General features: G+C 48.0%; 16 protein-coding genes and 1 pseudogene. 8 read left to right on the top strand and 9 right to left on the bottom strand.

The window, feature by feature from the left end:
- The first annotated feature begins 15 nt into the window (after positions 1–15).
- Both iolB and O1V65_RS00670 read left to right on the top strand, forming a co-directional pair.
- The gene (iolB, locus tag O1V65_RS00675; RefSeq protein ID WP_017491466.1) at positions 16–837 is read left to right on the top strand and encodes a 5-deoxy-glucuronate isomerase; all 822 of its coding nucleotides are present in this window, start codon (positions 16–18) and stop codon (positions 835–837) included.
- Between the two features lie 80 nt (positions 838–917).
- Positions 918–1,721: a TIM barrel protein gene (locus O1V65_RS00670; protein ID WP_227977666.1), complete on the top strand. Its 804-nt coding sequence runs from the start codon at positions 918–920 to the stop codon at positions 1,719–1,721.
- Positions 1,722–1,731: 10 nt separating this feature from the next.
- Here O1V65_RS00670 and O1V65_RS00665 read toward each other — a convergent pair whose 3' ends face one another.
- The gene (locus O1V65_RS00665; protein ID WP_017491468.1) at positions 1,732–2,568 is read right to left on the bottom strand and encodes a MurR/RpiR family transcriptional regulator; all 837 of its coding nucleotides are present in this window, start codon (positions 2,566–2,568) and stop codon (positions 1,732–1,734) included.
- Positions 2,569–3,165: 597 nt separating this feature from the next.
- Positions 3,166–3,573 carry an InvB/SpaK family type III secretion system chaperone gene (locus tag O1V65_RS00660; RefSeq protein ID WP_017491469.1) on the bottom strand — a complete coding sequence of 136 codons (408 nt, stop codon included), beginning with the start codon at positions 3,571–3,573 and terminating at the stop codon, positions 3,166–3,168.
- A gap of 118 nt (positions 3,574–3,691) precedes the next feature.
- Between O1V65_RS00660 and O1V65_RS00655 the strand changes: the two genes are divergently transcribed.
- Entirely contained in the window at positions 3,692–4,159 is a 468-nt protein-coding gene (locus tag O1V65_RS00655) for a DUF3237 domain-containing protein (protein ID WP_017491470.1), read from the top strand.
- 59 nt (positions 4,160–4,218) lie between these two features.
- On the opposite strand, the gene O1V65_RS00650 is transcribed toward O1V65_RS00655, so the two are convergent.
- From O1V65_RS00650 to iolG, 3 genes are all read right to left on the bottom strand, one after another.
- Complete coding sequence (locus tag O1V65_RS00650) at positions 4,219–5,703, bottom strand: sugar porter family MFS transporter (protein ID WP_017491471.1); 1,485 nt, start codon at positions 5,701–5,703, stop codon at positions 4,219–4,221.
- Positions 5,704–6,072: 369 nt separating this feature from the next.
- Positions 6,073–6,969 (bottom strand): myo-inosose-2 dehydratase, encoded by an 897-nt coding sequence (iolE, locus tag O1V65_RS00645; protein WP_192504027.1) that lies wholly within the window; start codon positions 6,967–6,969, stop codon positions 6,073–6,075.
- 76 nt (positions 6,970–7,045) lie between these two features.
- On the bottom strand, positions 7,046–8,059 hold the full coding sequence (gene iolG / locus O1V65_RS00640; protein WP_017491473.1) for a bifunctional inositol 2-dehydrogenase/D-chiro-inositol 1-dehydrogenase: 1,014 nt from the start codon (positions 8,057–8,059) through the stop codon (positions 7,046–7,048).
- A gap of 638 nt (positions 8,060–8,697) precedes the next feature.
- Between iolG and O1V65_RS00635 the strand changes: the two genes are divergently transcribed.
- Positions 8,698–9,513 (top strand): TIM barrel protein, encoded by an 816-nt coding sequence (locus O1V65_RS00635; RefSeq protein WP_084913319.1) that lies wholly within the window; start codon positions 8,698–8,700, stop codon positions 9,511–9,513.
- Here the strand turns inward: O1V65_RS00635 and O1V65_RS00630 are convergent.
- Positions 9,502–10,389 carry a serine hydrolase domain-containing protein gene (locus tag O1V65_RS00630; protein WP_017491475.1) on the bottom strand — a complete coding sequence of 296 codons (888 nt, stop codon included), beginning with the start codon at positions 10,387–10,389 and terminating at the stop codon, positions 9,502–9,504. The genes O1V65_RS00635 and O1V65_RS00630 overlap by 12 nt on opposite strands.
- A gap of 289 nt (positions 10,390–10,678) precedes the next feature.
- On the opposite strand from O1V65_RS00630, the gene O1V65_RS00625 reads away from it, so the two are divergent.
- Positions 10,679–11,743: an iron-containing redox enzyme family protein gene (locus tag O1V65_RS00625; protein WP_017491476.1), complete on the top strand. Its 1,065-nt coding sequence runs from the start codon at positions 10,679–10,681 to the stop codon at positions 11,741–11,743.
- On the opposite strand, the gene O1V65_RS00620 is transcribed toward O1V65_RS00625, so the two are convergent.
- Positions 11,715–13,478, bottom strand: a complete 1,764-nt coding sequence (locus tag O1V65_RS00620) for an SgrR family transcriptional regulator (RefSeq protein ID WP_269130079.1) — start codon at positions 13,476–13,478, stop codon at positions 11,715–11,717. The genes O1V65_RS00625 and O1V65_RS00620 overlap by 29 nt on opposite strands.
- A 144-nt stretch (positions 13,479–13,622) precedes the next feature.
- Here O1V65_RS00620 and O1V65_RS00615 point away from each other — a divergent pair, with 144 nt between their 5' ends.
- From O1V65_RS00615 to O1V65_RS00605, 3 genes and pseudogenes are all read left to right on the top strand, one after another.
- Entirely contained in the window at positions 13,623–14,447 is an 825-nt protein-coding gene (locus O1V65_RS00615) for a shikimate 5-dehydrogenase (protein ID WP_017491478.1), read from the top strand.
- A 94-nt stretch (positions 14,448–14,541) separates the two neighbouring features.
- Positions 14,542–15,588 (top strand): annotated as a pseudogene (locus O1V65_RS00610) (fructose-specific PTS transporter subunit EIIC); the annotation flags it as partial.
- A 429-nt stretch (positions 15,589–16,017) separates the two neighbouring features.
- On the top strand, positions 16,018–17,226 hold the full coding sequence (locus tag O1V65_RS00605) for an aldose 1-epimerase family protein (protein WP_165429278.1): 1,209 nt from the start codon (positions 16,018–16,020) through the stop codon (positions 17,224–17,226).
- A gap of 59 nt (positions 17,227–17,285) precedes the next feature.
- Here the strand turns inward: O1V65_RS00605 and wcaJ are convergent, their stop codons facing one another.
- Together wcaJ and O1V65_RS00595 are read right to left on the bottom strand one after the other, a co-directional pair.
- Positions 17,286–18,680: an undecaprenyl-phosphate glucose phosphotransferase gene (gene wcaJ / locus O1V65_RS00600; RefSeq protein WP_084913317.1), complete on the bottom strand. Its 1,395-nt coding sequence runs from the start codon at positions 18,678–18,680 to the stop codon at positions 17,286–17,288.
- Between the two features lie 488 nt (positions 18,681–19,168).
- Positions 19,169–20,410 carry a hypothetical protein gene (locus O1V65_RS00595; protein ID WP_269130078.1) on the bottom strand — a complete coding sequence of 414 codons (1,242 nt, stop codon included), beginning with the start codon at positions 20,408–20,410 and terminating at the stop codon, positions 19,169–19,171.
- Positions 20,411–20,445 lie beyond the last annotated feature (35 nt).

Below are 20,445 nucleotides of genomic sequence, written 5' to 3'. Positions count from 1 at the left end.
CACAAGGAGAGGAACATGTCCCGCTTGCTCAGTAAGCATGCCCCGTCGAAAGACGGGCGTATCCAGCATATTACGCCAGAAAGTGCGGGCTGGAAGTATGTGGGTTTCGACGTTTATCAACTTGAAGAGGGTCAGACGCTGACCCTGCCAGCGGATGATAAAGAACGCTGTCTGGTGCTCGTTTCCGGACGGGCAAGCGTGGTCACTCCTGCAGAAAAGTTTGAGCATATTGGCCAACGAATGAGCCCGTTTGAGCGCATTCCCGCGTGGTCGGTCTACGTACCGCACAATACGCCCTCAGAAGTGAAAGCTGAAACCGCGCTGGAGCTGGCAGTATGCAGTGCCCCCGGCTTCGGCAAATTGCCTGCACGACTGATTGCGCCGAAAGACGTGGGCGTTGAGCGTCGCGGCAAAGGACGTAACCGCCGTCTGGTGCATAACATCCTCCCTGACGACAAGCCAGCCGACAGCCTGCTGGTAGTTGAGGTTTATACCGATGAAGGCGATTCCAGTTCTTATCCTAGCCACAAGCACGATACGCCGGTGGAAGGTAAGGAAACCTATCTGGAAGAAACTTATTATCACCGTTTTGATCCCCCGCAGGGCTTTGCGCTGCACCGCGTCTACACCGACGATCGCAGCCTGGATGAATGCATGGCGCCATACGATCGCGACGTCGTGCAGGTTCCACGCGGTTATCACCCGGTGGCAACCATTGCCGGCTACGATAACTATTATCTGAACGTTATGGCCGGTCCGGAACGTAAATGGCAATTTACCTGGGAAAAGGACCACGCCTGGGTAAACTCAGATCAATATCCAAGAAATAAGGTTTAATCAGTTGCATTAGGCCTTTCACTTCAAACTTCTAAGCAGCCTCCGGGCTGCTTTTTAAGATCTTTGATTAGGAAAATATTATGTCCACGGCCCTTAGCTCTCCTTTCCAGTTGGCAGTCTGCGCCGAAATGGTCTTCCTGGACTTGCCTTTTGTTGAGCGTGTTAAACGTATTCATCAGGCGGGATTTGCGGTAGAAATCTGGGACTGGACTCAAAAAGACATCGACGCGCTTGCCGCAACCGGTGCACGCTTTACCTCAATGACCGGCTACATCAGCGGTGATCTGCTGGATGATGACGGCATTGCGCGTCTGCTTGAAACAGCCGAAGTCTCGATTGAGATTGCCAGGCGCCTGAACTGCCCTAGCCTCAATCTGCACGGTACCGGCCTAGACGGACAGGGATTGCCGCTCAAACCGAAAAGCCACGTCACCGGCGCGATGTGGATTAAGGCCTATAAAACACTGAGCGAAATTGCCAAATTGGGCGAACGCCACCAGCAGGTATTTTTGCTGGAGAACCTCAATACCCAGGTTGATCATCCGGGAACCCCCTTCGCCAGCGCACAGGACACTCTGACGCTGATTTCAGCCGTCGACAGCCCGTGGTTAAAGATGAATCTGGACCTGTATCACGCGCAAATTGGTGAAGGTAATCTAATTGAGTTGATTCGCCAGTCGGCGCCCTACATTGGTGAAGTTCAGGTCGCAGATGTACCAGGCCGTGAAGAGCCGGGCAGCGGAGAAATTAACTACCCGGCGATCGCACGCGCGCTTTATAAGACAGGGTATCGCGGCGTGGTCGGGATGGAGGCATGGGCGTCGGGGGATTCCAACAGCGCGATTGCGCGCTTTTTGGATTCATTTGGCGGCGATTTTATTTGAAAATCAAAACCTACTCTGCACTACTTAACGCTAACGACACTGCAATAGTCTGCGCAAGACACATTGATGCAACCTGTGAACGGAAACCGTCGAGCTGGGCCTCGCGCACGACAAAGCAGACGTCGCTGAATGCCGCTAATGGGCTGACCTGGCTGTCGGTAATCGCTATCTGCCGCGCACCGCGACGTGCACCGAGCTGGACGAGTTCCATCGCTTCACTGGCGTAAGGCGAATAGCTGATAGCAATGACCACATCTTTTGGGCTCACCATGCTCAACTGTTCTGAGAACATCCCGCCGAGTCCGTCAATCAGAAACGCACGACGCTCCAGATGGCGCAGCGCATAGGTTAAATAGCTGGCCACGCTGAAGGAACGACGCAGGCCGATAATATAGATGTTTTCCGCCTGCGAGAGCATGGCGATCGCTTGGTCAAGCTGTTCGGCGGTAATGTGTGCAGGCAACTGCTGTAGCGCCTGCGCATTGACCATCGAGAACATGTTCAACACTTCGTCCGGTTTTTCCGGTGCGGCAGTGCCTTCCTCGGTAGAAGACTTTCGAAATAAGCGCGCACGCTCGGTATAGCTGACCGTCTCTTCCATCAGGTGTTGACGGAATACTTGTTTCATTTCGTTGAAACCGCTAAAGCCAAAAGCGCTGGCAAAACGAATCAACGTCGAGGGCGGCACGTCGGCACGCTGAGCAATGGACGCCACCGTATCAAACGCTACGCTGTTGCTATTATCAAGAATATAGCGTGCTACCTGTTTAAGACGCTTGCTCAGACTGTCGTAACGGGTACGAATGTCTTCCTGTAAAATAGACAATTGAGTGGTATGTTTCGACACGGGAAGCCGCCCTTAATTAACATCATAGTGAATGTTTCAGTCTAACAAAATGAATAAAAAATTTCATTCGTAGACCCCAAGCCGGATCCCACTTTAAGAACATCCTTGTTCTTACTCTCCGGCGCTAACGGTGAGTCCAGGCAGTCAGGCTATCGAAATTGTCTTTACCCCTTTGCCACAGGTCATCTTTCAAATGCGTCGGGCTAAGCGGCTCAGGACACCACACGTCCGCCACAGAAGTGAATACCGTAGATAAGATTGACGTCCATTCCGCGACCTCTTCGGGCTTATGCCCCCCAATGCGCCTCAGGCCATTAATACCGCTAACCTCAGGCGCATCAAACCCTGTTTCAGTGGCTATTCTCAGCGGTGTGACGGCGTTGCTATCCCCAAAAACTATACAGAGACTCCGTGGAATGCCTTTTTCATTATTCTCAAAACTAGGTGAAACAGGTCGCTAAACAGTTCGATAGGATCTACTGTGCACAAAACGAAACAAACAAGCCATTTATTTTATTTATGAAATTCACATATCGTGATAGCCGTCAAATTAACGATGGATACCCCTCAAGATAGTGCTGGACAACGGCAAGGAGCCTAGCGGGACTGACTAAAACGCTCATGCAGACGAACACAAAGTACATAGAAACCTTCCAGCAACTCTTCAAGACGCGCCTCTTCATCAAAACAGTGGTCATCCACCAGCGCTTTCAGCTCATAGCCTTCGCTGCCAAGCCCGAGAACCGGCTGACCCGTCACAACCCAGCACAGCGCCGCCTGTAACTCTTCCCAGAGTTCTGCCCCCCAGGAGGTAAAGGTTGAGCTGTCCATCCATGTCAGGGCGCTCCACAGCCATAATCTGTCGTCAATGACAGAGAAAAACAGGCTGGGAATGTTGGCAAAACTGATTTCAATGGTGGAGTGGGCGTCAAACTGATTTTCTTCAACCGGATAACCCATGTTGTTCAAAGTCTTACACAAGCGCTCCGCAATGTTATAGTTCATTCGTTCTTTCCTTGAAATTTTTGATTTTTAATTGAAAAACAGAAACCCATTAGCCGATACAAGCTAAAGCGCTTCCGTTTTATACACAGCTATAAATCGCTCAAACTGCGGAGGAATAATGCATCCAGAGCTCAAACACAGTTTTTCTGTGGAGATCAAAGTCGATAAACCGATAGTCGTGAATGCCACAGCAGAAGGCGGAAAACGCCAACTGATCGCGATTCTAGAAGGGGAAGTCAGCGGAAGATTACGTGGGCAGGTACTACCAGGGGGCATCGACAGCCAAATTATTCACCCCGACGGAACCTGCCAGCTTTCCGCGCGATACGGACTGGAAACCAGCGAGGGCCGGGTCTATGTTGAGAATAACGGCATCCGCCGCATTCCTGCGGAGTGGAGAGAAAAACTGTTTAGTGACGATATGTCGTTCTTTAACCTGATCCCGCAGGAGGAAATCTATTTTCGTGCTGTCCCCAAGTTCGAGGTGTATAGCGAGGCACTGCGCTGGATGACTGAATCTATATTCATTTGCACTGGCCAACGAACGGCGCAGGGCGTCTCTCTCAAGTTTTACGAGTTAACTTAGCGGATTAACGCACTACGCGCCGGCCCTGCTAATAACGGCCAGCGCGTAACAGAACAACATCAGACTTTGCGTTTCTCAATGGTGTTTAACAGCCCCTTCACTTTCGCGCTAGAATTATATTTTGCATAAAAATAATGCTCGATCTGCTCCAGGCTGCGGCCACGCGTTTCGGGAATACAGCGAATGACAAATATTCCGCCGCCGATACCGATAACGCCGAAGATAAAGAATGCTCCCGCCAGACCGAAATAGGCCAGTAACAGTGGAAACGCCATCGAGATAATAAAATTGGCTATCCATAGTGAGAATACGGCTCCTCCCATGCAGATCCCCCGCATTCTGGTCGGGAAAATCTCAGACAGTAACAGCCACGTGACGGGTGATAATGCGCCCTGCTGGAAGCTAAGGAACAGCAACATACCGGCCAAGATCATATAACAACGAACAAGATTCACTCCGCCGTTAGCATGAAATTCGGGCAGCATACAGACGAGACCTATCAGGAATAAGCAGGCAGTGCAGCCTATTTGCCCTATCAATACCAACGGACGGCGCCCAATGCGGCCCAGCATCCAAATACCTACGAAGGTCATCAATACCGATATTACGCCATTCGCAATGGTGGCAAATAAAGCCGCATCGGTGCTTAGACCAGACATTTTAAGTACGGTTGGCGCGTAATACATAATGGTATTAACGCCCGTAAGCTGCTGAATAGTGGCGATACCGATGCCGAGAAAGAACAGCTTGGCTAACCAAGGTGTGGCCAAATCTCGCAGTTTCCCTTTACCTTTATGGCGGTTCTCTTCAATAGTCTCCTCGATTTCGGTCAATTCCCACTCTACATCCTCTTTGGCACGGGTTCGTTCCAAAATACGGCGAGCCTCGGCAAAACGGCCTTTCATGGCATACCAGCGCGGCGTGTCTGGCATAAACATCATGCCGAACCAGAGCATGATTGCAGGAATAGTGGCAATGGCCAGCATCCAACGCCAGGTGGTATCACCGCCCCAGATCTCGTGGAAGGTTGCGTTAGTGATATACGCCAGCATTTGCCCGATAACAATCATAAGCTCCTGCATGGTCACTAATTGGCCACGCCGATTCGCTGGCGCAATTTCTGCAATATAAACCGGCACAGTCGCCGCCGCACCGCCCACGGCCAGACCGAGAACCAGACGGAAGAAAATCATCCAATTCACATCGGGTGCCATGGCGGTACCCGCAGCGCCCACCGCAAAGATAATCGCCAGTAGGATAATAATTTTCTTACGCCCAGCGCTATCCGCGAGATGTCCGGCTGCCAAGGCACCAAATGCTGCACCAAACAGCAAGGAGCTGGTCACTAGCCCTGTGGTAAAAGGAGTCAGGTGTAATTCTTTGCCCATAAACAATAATGCGCCAGAAATAACGCCTGTGTCATAACCGAATAACAGGCCCCCTAGTGTTGAGATGATAGCAATGACCTTGACGAACGGTTCTGTCTTGGTCGTGCTGTTCGGGCCGGAGGCCGTATTTTTTGTTATAAACTGTTCATGTTCCATAGTGACTCCAATGATCGTTTAGACTCTGTTGTAGGGACATATTGCAGTAATAGGAATGGGCAACAATTAATCTAAATACTTCATCAATTAGGAATTGATATCTCATCTGGCTAACATGATATGTAACCCCGTCATGGTGACTTACAAATTAAACCCAATATTCATCAAAGGCTTTTAATTCTAACTTATCGAATAAATACTTTATTTATCACCGCGCGTAGCCGTTGGTACTCAATTACTCGCTGAGTGAAAGCTTCTTTTTTACGTTAATTTTTTTATTAATAACCTGTCTTAATGATTTAACTCCCGCGAGGCGAATTAATTACCCCGCGGGGAAAACATCAATAAACCAATATCTAAGAAATGACGTTAAATTCCAGCCACTTCCTGAATGTAACGACGCGCCTTGAGGGCATATTCAAACGGGTTAGCTTTGGCGGGATCCTGTTCTGCCTCTACGACAATCCATCCTTCGTAACCAAAATCCTCTAATAACTCAAAGACAGGTTTGAATTGTATAATTCCATCACCCGGTACGGTAAAAGTGCCTTTTTTAACACCCTCAAGAAAACTCAGTTTATGAGTACGAACCTCATTCACTATGCTGTCTCGAACATCTTTTAGATGAACATGGTTAATACGTGGCAAATGCGCCTTCAGGATTTGTAACATCGCTTCCTGAGATCCTTCGGAATAATAGGCATGACCGGTATCAAAGAGCAGATAAACATCGTCATTGACGATATCAAGAAAATGCTCAATTTCTTTCGCGGTTTGAATGCCAGTCCCCATATGATGATGAAGACCTACCGTCATTCCTTTCTCGGCAGCGAGGTCGGCCAATTCGTTATAGCCATTCGCCACGAGTTGCCATTCACTGTCGGTAAAAATTGGCCGCCCTTCAAGCACGGGACGCGGTGTGCCCTGCGTGCTGCGCGACTGCTCCGAACAGCCGATAACCTTCGCTCCCATCGCATGAAGGAAATCGCGATGTATGATGAATTCATCAATGGTGCGCGCTTTTTCTCCGTCGGCGAAAAAAGTACTGAACCAGGCATTGCATATTTGAATGCCGCGCAAATCCAACATCGGCTTGAGAATTTTTGGATCGCGTGGATATTTGCTGCCGACTTCACTTCCTGTAAAACCGGCAAGCGCCATCTCGCTTACCGTTTGCTGAAATGTATTTTCCTTGCCTAAATCGGGCATGTCGTCATTCGTCCAACCGATAGGCGCAATGCCGAGTCTGACTTTATTTTTGTCCATGATAAACGCACCTTAAAGAGTGAAATTGTCCAACAACGGTTTTCAAGCCGTCTTATGCGAATTTACGCACGAGTATTCAACGCTCGTAAAAAGCCGGGCGCGGAGGCAAAGAAATACTCACAGGACCTGAGGTGTTTTGCGCTTTAACACAAGCATCTGCCGCCGTTGAGGCCGCATATCCATCCCAGGCGGAAGGCCCCGTCAATTCCCCTTTAATAACACCATTAATAAAGTCTTGTAGTTCGGTATCATAGGCATCAATAAAACGATCTTTCCAATCGGTGAGAATATTGTGTGAACGTTTGGCATTGCTGCGTAATAAAACGCTGCTTGGCTCCGGCAGGCTGGCAATACCGCTTTCCCCTACTACTTCAGTTTGAATGTCATAGCCGTACTTACAGTTAACGAAAATTTCTACATCAATGCGTACACCCTTGACCGTTTCCAGCAATACAATTTGCGGATCGCGCAATTTAGCGTGGGTATGCGCCGTCGCCCGTGGGAAAATGACCTGAGCCGAAACAAAATCTTCATTCAGCAGCCATCGTAATACGCTTAATTCGTGGATTAGCGTATTGGTGATTGCCATATCGGTACTGTAACTCTCATCCACGGCAGGGTTGCGGTGCGCGCAATGCAGCATTAAGGGCTGTCCGATTTCACCGCTGTCGATCACTTTTTTCAAGGCTTGATAACCCTGATCGTAGGGACGCATAAAACCGACCTGCACCAGACGACGGCCATAAGCGATTTCAGCATCGACAATGCGTTTACAACCTTCAGCCGTGATCGCCAGCGGTTTTTCACAAAATACCGGCTTGCCCGCGGCAATCGCAGCTAAAACGAACGCTTCGTGGGTGGGATCCCAGGAAGTCACAATCAAAGCATCCACATTGGAGGAATTGATGACCTGTTCGCCATCGGACAACACCTCTGCTTCCAAACCGAGACGTTTAACCGCCTCGGCAGCTCCTTTGAGGTTGATATCGGAAACTGCGACCACCTTTGCCCCCTGTAACACATAGCTACAGCGGCGGATATGTTCCTGGCCAATGGCTCCAGTACCAATCACCCCTAATTTCAGCGTCATCTTTATTCTCCTGTAAAACATGAATTTTTAGCTTCAAATGTTTAAGCCGCCCCTAATCAGCGTCACATCATTTACCTGGGCACGGCACCTGACTGTGGTACACAGCATCCACCTCAACGCCAAGTGGAACTTATTTTCCATAAAACAATAATACAAAAAATATGTTTTATTCTGGGAGGCGGATCAAATCTTGGAAGTTAATTTTTTCAGGAAGTCGATAAATTGGCAGCGCGATGAACGGAAAGAGCATTTTATTTAATTAAAATCAATATCTTATAATTAAAGCAGTAGAGTGGTAAATGAGAGGCCTTAGTTTTGTGATCTCGGTAACAGTATAGGAGGTAGCTCAAGACAATGCTGATTACGGTTGACCCGCCTCGCCACGATTCTTTTTATGAGCTAGATCTAAAAATTAAAGTTTCACAATTAACTTAATATGAAATAAATGTTTTCATGAATTTATCGTTGTCAGAGACTGAAACCTTTTACCTTTCGCTGACAATGACTGTCGCATCATTGGTCGATTTTCTTGCAGTGGCACAATGACATTACCAACCCACAAGTATTCAGTACGACGCTGGTTGTCTTGAATAGGCGAATTACAACATCCTCGCGGAAAATGAGGCAGGAGTCTCGGTATGGGTATTGATCTAAATAGGTTTTGCGTTAATCGTAAAATTGCACCCAATCTAACTATCGAACAATTTTTTCAGTTAATGGCGCGTTGTGGTCTGAATAAAGTTGAAATGCGTAATGATATGCCCAGTGGAAAGGTCACCGATTCCCTCTCGGCACTGCAGGTTAATGCTTTGGCAGAAAAATACCGTCAGGAGATAGTAACAATCAATGCGGTATATCCATTCAATCAGATAACCAGCACCTTGCTGGAGAAAACAGAAGGGTTGCTTAAAGAAGCGAGAGCTATCGGTGCTCAGGCGTTGGTGCTTTGCCCACTCAATGACGGTAATCCTATTTCACTCGAAGACACCGTCAGCGCCATGCAAACCCTGGCCCCCTTATTCGAGAAATATGGTATAGCCGGTTTAGTGGAGCCCCTTGGCTTTGAAATGAGCTCCCTGCGTTCCGCCGTGCTAACACAAACGCTGATCCGAGAAGCTCAGGTGCCATTCAAAATTGTTTTGGATACCTTCCATCACTACTTATACGTGGAAGATGAAGTCAATTTTGAGACCAAAATCGATATCAGTCTCATCGGTTTGGTGCACGTATCTGGTGTAGAGGACGACAGAAGAAAAGCGTTGCTGACCGATGAAGAACGTCTGATGCTTAGCGAACGAGATTTGATGAAAAATATCGAGCAAGTCTTACGACTTGAAAGATTAGGCTATCAGGGGATTTATTCGTTTGAACCCTTCTCATCGGTGCTTGCGGGCTGGAGTGAAGCGGATATTGAAAGAGAAATTCGCCAGAGTATTGCTCTGCTAACGCCTTAAAAGATTTAAAGCATAGTACTCCGCCACGCCTTCATGGCTGCCCTCGGTAAAACAGGCGACCGTCATTGGGTCCTCGCTGTCGGGAAAATGATAGACAGCGTTGACGCAAAACGGCCCAGCTCCCGAGTGCCCGATGGCGCGAACACCGTCGGCTACGCGGCCACTCATCAGGCCAAGCGCGTAGCCACATTCGGTCCAAGGTCTTCCCTCAATAGCGCCCCCCAAAGGGTAACGCATCAGCATTTGCTCTCGTGTTGCAGTCGACACGAGTTTGCCGCAAAACAGCGCATGCAGAATTGACGCGGCGTCGCTCGCCGTCCCGATAAGGCAGCCGTGATACACCCAGCCGGGATGATAATGAGCGGCAGCCTTCCAATGCAGTGTGGCAAACTGTGCCTGAGTCGTCGCGAGCTCAACGCTGTGTAGTTCGAGTGGAAGGGAGATAAACTCAGCGACCCAATGAGCAAAGGGCTTTCCAGAAACGGCTTCAATATGCTCGCGTGCCAGCATATAACCCACGTTGGAGTAACACCAGCCGTTGCCCGGTGTGAATAACGGACCTTGGGCAAGTACCGCTTTAAGCAGCCTTTCACGCGGCCAGGGCAGCTGATTAGCAGCAACGTCGCGATGATATTCGGCTATCTGAGCATAGTCATTAAGCCCGGCGGTATGCATGAGCAACTGACGCAGCGTAAAGGCCTCACCCGCGAGCGGTGCATCTAAATCAATCACGCCTGCTTCAGAAAGCTTTAACGCACAAATAGCGATAACCGTTTTGGTAAAGCTCCAGTAAGGGAAACGGGCGTTCGGCAAAGCGCTGGTTTCCCTGCGCCCGCTCAAGCTAATAGAACACCAGTTAAAGATTTTGTCCGCCATTCACTTCCTCTTTTAAAAGGGCTTTCGTCCGGAAAGATATCGGACGCCTGGCGGCCCGAAGGTTTCCTAATGGGGTTCATTCGGCCGTAGATGAAAAATTTCACCCACTGCATAGGTCGTTTCCCCGTCTGCAGGGCGAAGGCTGATTTCGCCTTCGAGGATTAAAGCCTTGCCAGGCTCGTCATGTTGATAAGGCATATTATAACAAAACGAGCATAATTTATTTTGTTGTAGATAATTAATTAAATCGTTCTAGACTAGCGGCAACCCCAATGGAAAGGAGGCTTGCATGTTTAATTTAAAGGAAGTCAAATCAACATTCGAAAGTGATACTTATAACTTCTCCTCAAGACTTAAGCATTATATTAACAGTTCAATTGCAGACGTTAATGGGGATATCGATAACGACATCGACGCTATTTTATATGACGCCTATGAAACGTCGTTACCCGAAGCACAAAAGGTTATTCACAACGCATTATTTATGATTTACCAGATAAACCTGTGCTATCCCCTATCAATACCGGCTCAGCGGCAGTATGACCCTATAATTATTAATATAAAGAATAAGATTGAGGCCCGTTGGCTTTATCACGAGTTTAAAGATACGCCAAACCTCGAGGTACCGGCTAAAAATAAAAGTTTCGCTGAGTTCTTGATAAACCTGTGGAAAACGCATAACGCCTCACATCATCCCCTGTTCGACTTTATCGAGACTGATGCAACACAGGAACAGCTTTACCTTTTCCTCAAGAGTGACAGTGCATTAAATCTAATTTTCTTCGACCTTGTCGCCTATACGCTGATTGGATCTCACCCTGAGACCCGAGGAACCATAAGCGAAAATATATGGGATGAAGTGGGGCATGGCGATCGTTATTTCACCCATGTAAATCTGTATAAAGACCTGCTCGAAAGACGAGGCATAAATTTACCCACCCATCACTATGTCGAACTTTATGGCGCGGAGGCACTGTCCGGACATAATGCTTTTATGCTGGGCGGGGTAAATCGACGCCATTATTATAAATTACTCGGTGTCATGGCCATGACGGAGGTTTTGGATCCCCCGCAGTATTCAAAATTAGTAAAGGGCTGCACAAGGTTGGGGCTCACGGAACGAGACTTCCACTATTACGCCGAGCATATTGAAGTCGATATCAAACATGGTGATGACTGGCTTTATAACGTGATCAACGTCATTGTCAGCCAGCATCCTGAATCAAAGAATGAATTTTATCTCGGTTGTCTGCTGCGTCTGCGTACCGCCGAACGTTATTACGACCAGCTGCTGGAGGCAATGAAGGGCATCCCCGATTGCCAGACTATTCTGGCTCCATCCACGTCGATTTAAAATCAAACCAGCCGAGATTGTTAAGGTGAATCCCCTGCGCCTGTTCAGGCCCTTTCAGGCGCATCCAGTGGTGAAACAGCGGCTGTAACCAACCTTCACCGACTACATTTTGCACCAATTGCTGAGAGGTCAGCGTCTCTTCTCGCCACTGCTGCAACCACTGGTTGAAAATCTCGGCGTTACCCCCAGAAATGTGATCTTTTAACAGCGGCATGCCCAACAACCATGCTCCTACGTTCCAGGCTTCGGGAGCGGGGAAATTAACTGTCCCCAACCACAGATCCGCTTTTACCTCTCCCGTTGCCCAGCGCTCATACTCTATTTCGATGAGCTCAAGCTCGACGCCTGAATCGGCAAGAACATCTCTCATATCGCCTGCCAACATCCGATATTCAGGATGCTGAGCGTGATAAGCCAACCTTAAGCGACAAGGTATCTGCGGTGCCTGCGATTTTCCGGCATCCATGCAGTGAAACCATGAAGGCAACAGGCTTCCTGTCGGCACCCAGAATTGTCGAATCGGCTCTATCAGTTTCTGTATTAACAGGTTCGGATTGAGTTTTTCGCGCAGCCAGCGTCGTTTTTCAATGCTCTGCCACTGGCTCGAGCGACTGTCGCAAAGCAAAAAATATCCTCCGCGCTCAAGAAACATCTCGCTTGAAAGGTCAGACGGTTTCCCCGTGAAATTCACCGCATGACCGGCGACATAATCCACGTCACTAATGCTTGAGCTCAGCCAGGCGGCAGACTGCGCGGGCACAGCGTTAACCGCTGTCGAATTGGTGGCTTTATCGCCTAATGACAGCGTAGCGAGATCTGGCCACATCAATACTTCCACCTCATCAAGCAGCGCCCGAAACCCGAAGTAGCGGTCATAGGCCTTTAGAAGCAGACGCCAGTCGTTATTTTCACTCACCTGATACGGCCCGGTGCCAATGGGATGTGCGGCAAAATCAGCACGCAACGCATGGTCGGCGGGCAAAATCAGCGCCGTCGGATGAGACAATAAAAGCGGAAGCTGCGGATCTTCCTGACTGAGCTCAACCACCACACTTAGCGTACCGCTCTGGTAGACCCGCTGAATATGAGAGAAAAGAGGCTGCTGCGCACAGCGAGTCAACGACTCAACGACATCCTGGCTGGCCAGCTCACGTCCGTCGTGAAACAACACGCCCGGCCGCAAATAGAATCGCCAATGTCGCTCGTCAACCTGCCGCCATTGGTGTGCGAGGTCAGGCTCAAGCGCGCCAGTATCCTCATTGATACGGGTGAGCCCGTTGAAAATTTGCCGCACCAGATGCACTTCGGAACGACGCAGCGGCGTTCCAGGGTAAAGATTCGGCATAGTGCGATAATAGGGTATGCTAAGTGACTGATACTCATTGCGAATGCTATAGCCCAGCTTGCTACGAAGCAGCGAAGTCACCAGTTGCTTTTCTTCGCCAAGCAGACTTATTGCCTCGTCAAAACTGCCCTCGCCTATGAGCTTATCAGCCTTTTCAACCAGCAGCTGATGGGCATTTCTCAGCAGAGTCAACCGCGACCGATGCCCCCGCCCTGCAACCGATAGCCAGTCAACCCAACCTAATGTCTGCATCTGCACCAACAGGCTACGCATGTGCCTTTTACTACAGTGCAGTTTATCCGCTAACTCCTGCAGAGTGGTACTGCCGCTCTGTGCCGGGAAAACGTCCAGCAGGCGCAGATATTGTTGTTCAAGCCGACGACTGGCCATAAAAGAGGAACTCCAGAGCATAAAATGCAGCAGTTTTTAATCTCACCTTTTTAGGCCATTATTTCCAAAACCGCAACGGCTGATGGTTAAAGCAAAGGTTCCATCCCGTTTGATAACAGAAATATTTATCTTAAGGCGTTCGTTATGACTAAACATTTAAACAAAGACACCACTATTTGCATGTCACTGGCCGCCAGACCGAGTAATTTTGGCACCCGTTTTCATAACTATCTCTACGATGCGATGGATCTCGATTATTTGTATAAGGCCTTTACTACCCGGGATTTGAAAGCAGCCATTGGCGGCGTTCGCGCATTGGGCATTCGTGGTTGTGCTATCTCAATGCCGTTCAAAGAGGAATGTATTCCGATGCTCGACGAGCTAGATGCTTCCGCAAAAGCCATCAACTCGGTCAATACCATTGTTAATAACGACGGCTATCTCAAAGCCTATAACACCGACTACATCGCCATAGCTACCCTGCTGAAGCAATATCAGGTCCCCACCGACTTTACCTTTGCCCTGCGCGGCAGCGGCGGCATGGCTAAAGCGGTGGCCTGCGCACTCAAAGATGCTGGATTCAACAAAGGGGTGATTGTTGCCAAAAATGAAAAAACCGGCCCTGAATTAGCCAGTCTTTATGGCTTTGAATGGCGCAAAGAGATGGGAAATCTCAACGCGGATCTGCTGATCAACGCAACGCCAATCGGTATGGCAAATGGCGAAGACGCCAACAAACTTTCGTTTACCGAGCAGCAGATTGAACAGGCACAAGTCATCTTTGAGGTCGTTGCTCTCCCTGCAGAAACGCCGTTGCTCACCTATGCAAAAAGCAAGAATAAGGCCGTCATTACTGGCGCTGAAGTTTTTGCGATTCAAGCCGTTGAGCAATTTGTTCTCTATACCGGCGTCAGGCCCGACGATGAGCTGTTTCAGCAGGCTGCACATTACGCACGCGCCGGAGCCTAAACACAGCATCACACCTCAGTCTTTTATATAAAAAAAACCTATCGATACTCGTTATCCGATGACATAAAAATAGAAGGCGTACCCTATGAATAATGGCATTTATAAACATCTCATGACCGGCGTTTCGCATATGCTTCCTCTGGTTGTCGCCGGAGGACTGTGCATAGCTCTCTCTTTTGTTTTTGGTATTCAAGCATTTAAGGAACCCGGCACGCTCGCTGCCGCCCTGATGGACATCGGCGGTAAAGCCGCCTTTGCCCTGATGGTGCCGGTATTGGCAGGATACATCGCCTTTTCTATTGCCGATCGCCCCGGGCTCGCGCCAGGTTTAATAGGCGGCATGCTGGCAAGCTTAGGAGGCGCAGGATTTCTGGGGGGCATTGTTGCCGGTTTTCTTGCCGGCTATACCGCTAAATTCCTGATTGAGAAAATCAGGCTCCCTGCGGAGATGGACGCGCTAAAGCCCGTTTTAGTCGTCCCATTGCTGGCAACGTTGTTCACCGGACTTGTCATGATTTATGTGGTTGGCGGACCCGTTGCCGCCGCCATGAGCGCCCTCACCACGTTCCTTGCCAGTATGACCACGGCCAACGCCGTACTGTTGGGCATATTACTCGGCGCGATGCAGTGCTTCGACCTCGGAGGGCCTGTTAACAAAGCCGCCTATACTTTTGGCGTCGGCCTGCTTGCATCGCAGACCTATGGTCCGATGGCCGCCATTATGGCAGCAGGCATGTTGCCGGCATTGGGAATGGGCGTTGCGACCTGGCTTGCAAAATCCAAATTTACCCAGTCTGAACGTGAAGCCGGAAAGGCATCATTTGTCCTCGGGCTGTGCTTTATCTCCGAAGGCGCAATCCCCTTTGCGGCTCGCGACCCTATGCGAGTTATCCCCTCCACCATGACCGGCGGTGCCTTGGCAGGTGGCCTGTCGATGTTCTTTGGCTGCACTTTGATGGCTCCACACGGCGGACTTTTTGTTCTCGCGATCCCCCATGCCGTGGGCCACGTCGGCATGTATCTGCTTTCTATTATTGCTGGAACAATAGTCACCGGCGTGATGTATTCGGTATTAAAACCGTCAAGCGTTGATGTTAAGGAAGAGGAAGCTACAGCGGAAGGGAGTTCCGCTTTTAAATAATAAAAGCAAGCCCAGACTGACCGTGAAAAAAGTGAGTTATGGGCTTCTTTGAAAAGTCATCCTCGAAATAATAACAATGATTAATCCTCTCTCCCTCAGGCAATGAAAATGGCCCTGACAATTCCTCTTCAATCCGGCAATGTGAAGGATCCTCCCGCTAAATTATTGGGTTGTGCCTGCTCATCAATCTGTTCTTACTTTATAAAAGCAGCTGAATCGATTTCATTATGAAAAATTTCAGCCCACTCACTTCACAGTGTTGAATGCAAAGAATTATAAAAAACATTTAATATTGTGATGAGAATCCTAATTCAGACAGCTTTCGATCATAATTAACGTCCAAGTGATAATCCTCACGTTTTTAACTCCTCTAACTTTGTAGTCTGCGGTTGGTTCAAGCTAAATCAATTCAGCTAAAGGGAATGAGTGATGAAAAAACATATTCTGGCAGGCGTCGTTTTGGCATTAATCAGTGGACAAGTCGCGGCAAAGACGTGGGTGCTGACCGATGCTGACAGCAGTACGGAACAGGGAAATTGGCAAATAAGCAGCGCGCAGCTGAAGTTAGAAGGTGAGCCCTTCAGCATCGAACAAAAAGTGCTTCACGGCGGGAAACAAGAGGGATCAAAGGTCATCACCGTAACCAGCAAAGATGGGCTCACTATCCTGCTTAGCCCGACACGCGGCATGGACTTGCTCCGTGTCACCGGACATGGCATCCGTTTAGGCTGGGATTCGCCGGTAAATGAGGTCGTTAATCCGGCCTATATCAATCTTGAGAGTCGAAACGGGTTAGGATGGCTGGAAGGTTTCAACGAGATGATGGTGCGCTGTGGCTACGAATGGACCGGGCACCCCGTCACTAAAGATGGCGTTATTTATACGCTTCACGGTAAAGCCGGTAATACGCCAGCGTCAAAAGTTGAGGTCATTGTTGATGATCAAGCACCACACGAGATCCGCATTCGTGGTTTATTAAAAGAACATACTTTTAAGAAAGCCAACCTCGAGACATGGACTGAACTGCGCTACGTGCCGGGCAGCGACTCATTCACTATCCATGATGTGCTGACGAATAAAGCTGATTATCCGCATGATTATCAAATAATTTATCACAGCAATTTCAGCACGCCTATCCTCGAAGAAAACGCACGCTTTATCGCGCCACTCGAATCAGTCTCACCGTTTAATGACTACGCCAAAAAAGGCTTAAATAACTGGGCAACCTATGGCGCACCAACCAAAGACTTCGACGAGATGGTATTTAATCTCAAGCCTAAGGCAGACAGCAACGGTAAAACCGTCGCGGCCGTCATTAACAGCAAGGGAGACAAAGGTGCATCAATCGAGTTTGATACCCATCAATTGCCTCTGCTAACGATGTGGAAAAATACCGATACGCTGAAGCAGGGATACGTTACTGGTATCGAACCAGGCACTAACTACGCTTATCCTGTCACCGTTGAGAAACAACAAGGCCGAGTTAAGCAGCTTCAGCCGGGCCAAACGGCAGAATTTACCCTGACCTATTCCCTGTTAAAAGATGCTGCGGCGGTACAAAAAGTCGAGCAACGGGTTAAAACGTTGCAGGGCAATGAACCCGCGAAGATTGATGAGAAACCGATCGCCGTAGAATAACGGCGGTAAGAGATAAAATCAGAAGCCACATGAAGTAATCCGTGTGGCTTCTGAGGAGGCTAATACGCAGACTTATTGACGAATCCTTTAAATATGCTCAGACATATTATTTTCAAGTCCAGGCTCAGGCTCCAGTTGTGGATATAATCAAGATCAAAATCGACCCTTTTTTGCATTTTATCCAAAGTATTTGTTTCACCTCTCCAGCCGTTGATTTGAGCCCAGCCGGTTATTCCAGGTTTCATTTTATGGCGTAGCATATAGCCTGATATCATTTTTCGATAAAGTTCGTTATGGGCAATTGCATGCGGACGAGGTCCAACAATCGACATACTTCCCTCAAGAACATTTATAAACTGTGGTAATTCATCGAGTGAAGTTTTACGTAGAAAACTGCCAAGGGGCGTTATACGGCTATCACCCTTTTTAGCCTGAATGACATCATCACCATTTTCCATAACGGCCATGCTTCTAAACTTCCATACCGCAATTCCCCGCCCATCAATACCATATCTCTGCTGTTTAAAGATGATAGGCCCAGGAGAAGTTACTTTCACTAATATGGCGATAAGTATGAAGATAGGTGATATAAACAATAAAATGGCTACGGATAGAATGATGTCCTCAAGTCTTTTGATAAGTTTGTTCATACCAATCATTGGAGTATCGACAAGGGAAACAACGGGCACACCATCAATTTCCTCCGTGCGCGAATGAAGTAAATCAAACATGAAAATATCTGGAATAAGTACGACGGTACAGGTTGAATCAGCAAGCTCTTCGACCACATCTCTAATTATCTTCTCTTGAGTCATGGGTAATGCAATATAAACACGGTCGATTTTACCTAGCTTGGCATCAATGATTAATTGTTCAAATCCCCCTCGCTTTGGAATAGTTGTATCTAATGTCGTCTCGCTGTCATCATAAACACCTAAGACATTAAACCCCATCCATTGGGCATCACGTAAAGACTCCGCGAGCTTAAGACCTACCGGCATAGCGCCCATAATAGCCACATTACGCGTGTTATAGCCTTTATTACGAAGATAGCCGATGACGAGCCTTATAATTACCCTCGATACAACAAGCCCAAGATATACCGTAAGGAACCATACCGAAAAAATGACAAAGTTTTCATATTCCGCATTGAGAATGGATAAAAAACCAAAGGTCATTAAAATGGTTAAAATCCAGCTCTTTATTACAATCTTAAGTTCATAACTCAGCCTAACTCCACGCCATGAACGATAAAAGTCAGTAAAGCTGCCAATCATCTGGAAAGCAATAATTGACGCCAGGACTCTGTTAAGATCTTGATACATGAACTTTTCGTCAAACAGCAGGCGTGTAAGATACAGTCCAGAGAAAATGGTCAACACATCCGAGACAATTTGTATGAGCGATGTGACCGGTGCACTATAATGGAATTTTCTCCGTCGGAAACTCGTCATATCATTCCTTTTGAAGATCATGGATACATGTACCTACAAGTATGACTGCGTCTAATTCAATTCTAGGTTGGGCATAAAGAAATGTTGCCCACACTAAAATAAAAATTAACTATTTATAATACAGAATATTTTTAAAGCGCTCGCTGAAACACAGTGTCTTCCGTAACGCATTGACTCATAAACGTTAAGTCATAAAAATAGTTCATTTTTGAACAAAGTGCCACTCTGATTTTATAGAAACTTTACTTACCTGACGCCAAGAGTAGGAAAAAATCAAGTAAGCTCAAGCGGTCACACCAAAGCTTAATTCGGTTTTTTAATTATAAAAATCAGAATGATACAGAAGAACCTTCCGTTGAGGTGTGAAAGAGCACACATTTAGAGATTTTATCGAAATGGCATTTCAGAAAGGAAAAAACCGGCCAACATGAGGTATTAAACGGGTTTCAAACCTCAGTTGTCCCGGTTTATAACGCGATTTATTCGCTTCAGAGTTTACTTTTTTTGCTGCTTGGCGGAAGAATATCGCTGACTGAGCAATCATCGCGATATACCTCAAGCAATAAAGCCTGGTTAAGCTGGGAGTTGAAACTCTCAGAGGGATTGGTTGCAGCCGTCTGCCTGACGTCCAGGGCAGCCTCTAACATAATATTAAATTCAGCATAGTGACTAAACGTATTTTCGGAGCATCCCACTATAGCGGCGCACTCAGAAGAGGTCAGCTTAGGATGACTGGCTTTAACTCGTCTGGCGAAATACGCGTCGCATTCCCCCGGCACGCGCGGCACCTCCATTCCGGCTTTGACAGCGTTGTCCGACATCCCTATAAATACTTTCATCCGTCTCAGATTATAGGGATCGGTGCCGGATAACGATGAACATTCTAAAATCGTAAGATGCGGATGGGCTAACTTTATCCGCCGTGCATAAGCACTCATGTTCTCGTCATCTGTTTTTGGACAAGCTATTCTCGCGGCCTGCGCTGTCGGAGATAACTCCCTCAACTCGGGAGTATTTCGCAACTCACGTAAACTGAGACCTGAAATGCAGCTTAAATCCCTTTTACGTAAACCGCTAAAGTTCTTAGTCAGACGCACCGCATAATCTCGGGAAGATTCATCACTGCTTTTCTTTATGGCATCAATTGCCGCTTGAGCAGAGGACGACAAGGTCAGAAATTCAGGCATCGTTCGCATACGACGTTCCTGTACACCTGATAAGCGACACAGGTCTTTAACGGTAAGTTCGGGGTCGGGAAAAATACTTCTCAGGCGGCTTACATACTCATGGTCACTCTCGTCAGGCTCTCGCGGCATTAGCCATTGTGCGGCAGCGCCAGACTCGGTTAGCTCATTGAATACAGGAAGATGCCATAGTTCGCACGCCCTGACGCCCACAATTTTTGCCGTATTGCTCATGCTTAAGTTTGGATAAAGCATTTTAATACGAAGCGCGTAACTGACTTTGTTTTCACTGAAATTACGCTTGGTGCTTAACGGTAACCCATAAAATTCGGCCGTAGAGGGCAGTAAGTCGTTTCCCTTTTGTCTCTCTTGGCAATCCGTTTCAGGATACTCAAAAAATGAGTTAGGCCTGGTGGCACTTTGGGAAACGTTAGCGATATTCGGTGGAGGAGTAAGATAATGGGTTGATGATTCAAGCGGCTCGGCGACCCATGCAAATCTCGCCAAAGGGAGGTGAGTAGAAACACTGAGCGGAATATCACTCATTAGACTCCCCCTGTGAGAGGGAGCTAAAATTTATA

This window comes from Rouxiella badensis (genome assembly GCF_026967515.2).
GTDB classification, from domain to species: Bacteria; Pseudomonadota; Gammaproteobacteria; order Enterobacterales; family Enterobacteriaceae; genus Rouxiella; species Rouxiella badensis.
The sequence above is the reverse complement of the archived record's forward strand: the minus strand, read 5'-3'. Positions and strand labels throughout refer to the sequence as shown.

Coding starts and splice junctions, on each gene's coding strand:
- iolB (WP_017491466.1), top strand. CDS start 16: ATGTCCCGCTTGCTCAGTAAGCATGCCCCGTCGAAAGACGGGCGTATC.
- O1V65_RS00670 (WP_227977666.1), top strand. CDS start 918: ATGTCCACGGCCCTTAGCTCTCCTTTCCAGTTGGCAGTCTGCGCCGAA.
- O1V65_RS00660 (WP_017491469.1), bottom strand. CDS start 3,573: ATGAACTATAACATTGCGGAGCGCTTGTGTAAGACTTTGAACAACATG.
- O1V65_RS00655 (WP_017491470.1), top strand. CDS start 3,692: ATGCATCCAGAGCTCAAACACAGTTTTTCTGTGGAGATCAAAGTCGAT.
- O1V65_RS00650 (WP_017491471.1), bottom strand. CDS start 5,703: ATGGAACATGAACAGTTTATAACAAAAAATACGGCCTCCGGCCCGAAC.
- iolE (WP_192504027.1), bottom strand. CDS start 6,969: ATGGACAAAAATAAAGTCAGACTCGGCATTGCGCCTATCGGTTGGACG.
- iolG (WP_017491473.1), bottom strand. CDS start 8,059: ATGACGCTGAAATTAGGGGTGATTGGTACTGGAGCCATTGGCCAGGAA.
- O1V65_RS00635 (WP_084913319.1), top strand. CDS start 8,698: ATGGGTATTGATCTAAATAGGTTTTGCGTTAATCGTAAAATTGCACCC.
- O1V65_RS00630 (WP_017491475.1), bottom strand. CDS start 10,389: ATGGCGGACAAAATCTTTAACTGGTGTTCTATTAGCTTGAGCGGGCGC.
- O1V65_RS00625 (WP_017491476.1), top strand. CDS start 10,679: ATGTTTAATTTAAAGGAAGTCAAATCAACATTCGAAAGTGATACTTAT.
- O1V65_RS00620 (WP_269130079.1), bottom strand. CDS start 13,478: ATGGCCAGTCGTCGGCTTGAACAACAATATCTGCGCCTGCTGGACGTT.
- O1V65_RS00615 (WP_017491478.1), top strand. CDS start 13,623: ATGACTAAACATTTAAACAAAGACACCACTATTTGCATGTCACTGGCC.
- O1V65_RS00605 (WP_165429278.1), top strand. CDS start 16,018: ATGAAAAAACATATTCTGGCAGGCGTCGTTTTGGCATTAATCAGTGGA.
- wcaJ (WP_084913317.1), bottom strand. CDS start 18,680: ATGACGAGTTTCCGACGGAGAAAATTCCATTATAGTGCACCGGTCACA.
- O1V65_RS00595 (WP_269130078.1), bottom strand. CDS start 20,410: ATGAGTGATATTCCGCTCAGTGTTTCTACTCACCTCCCTTTGGCGAGA.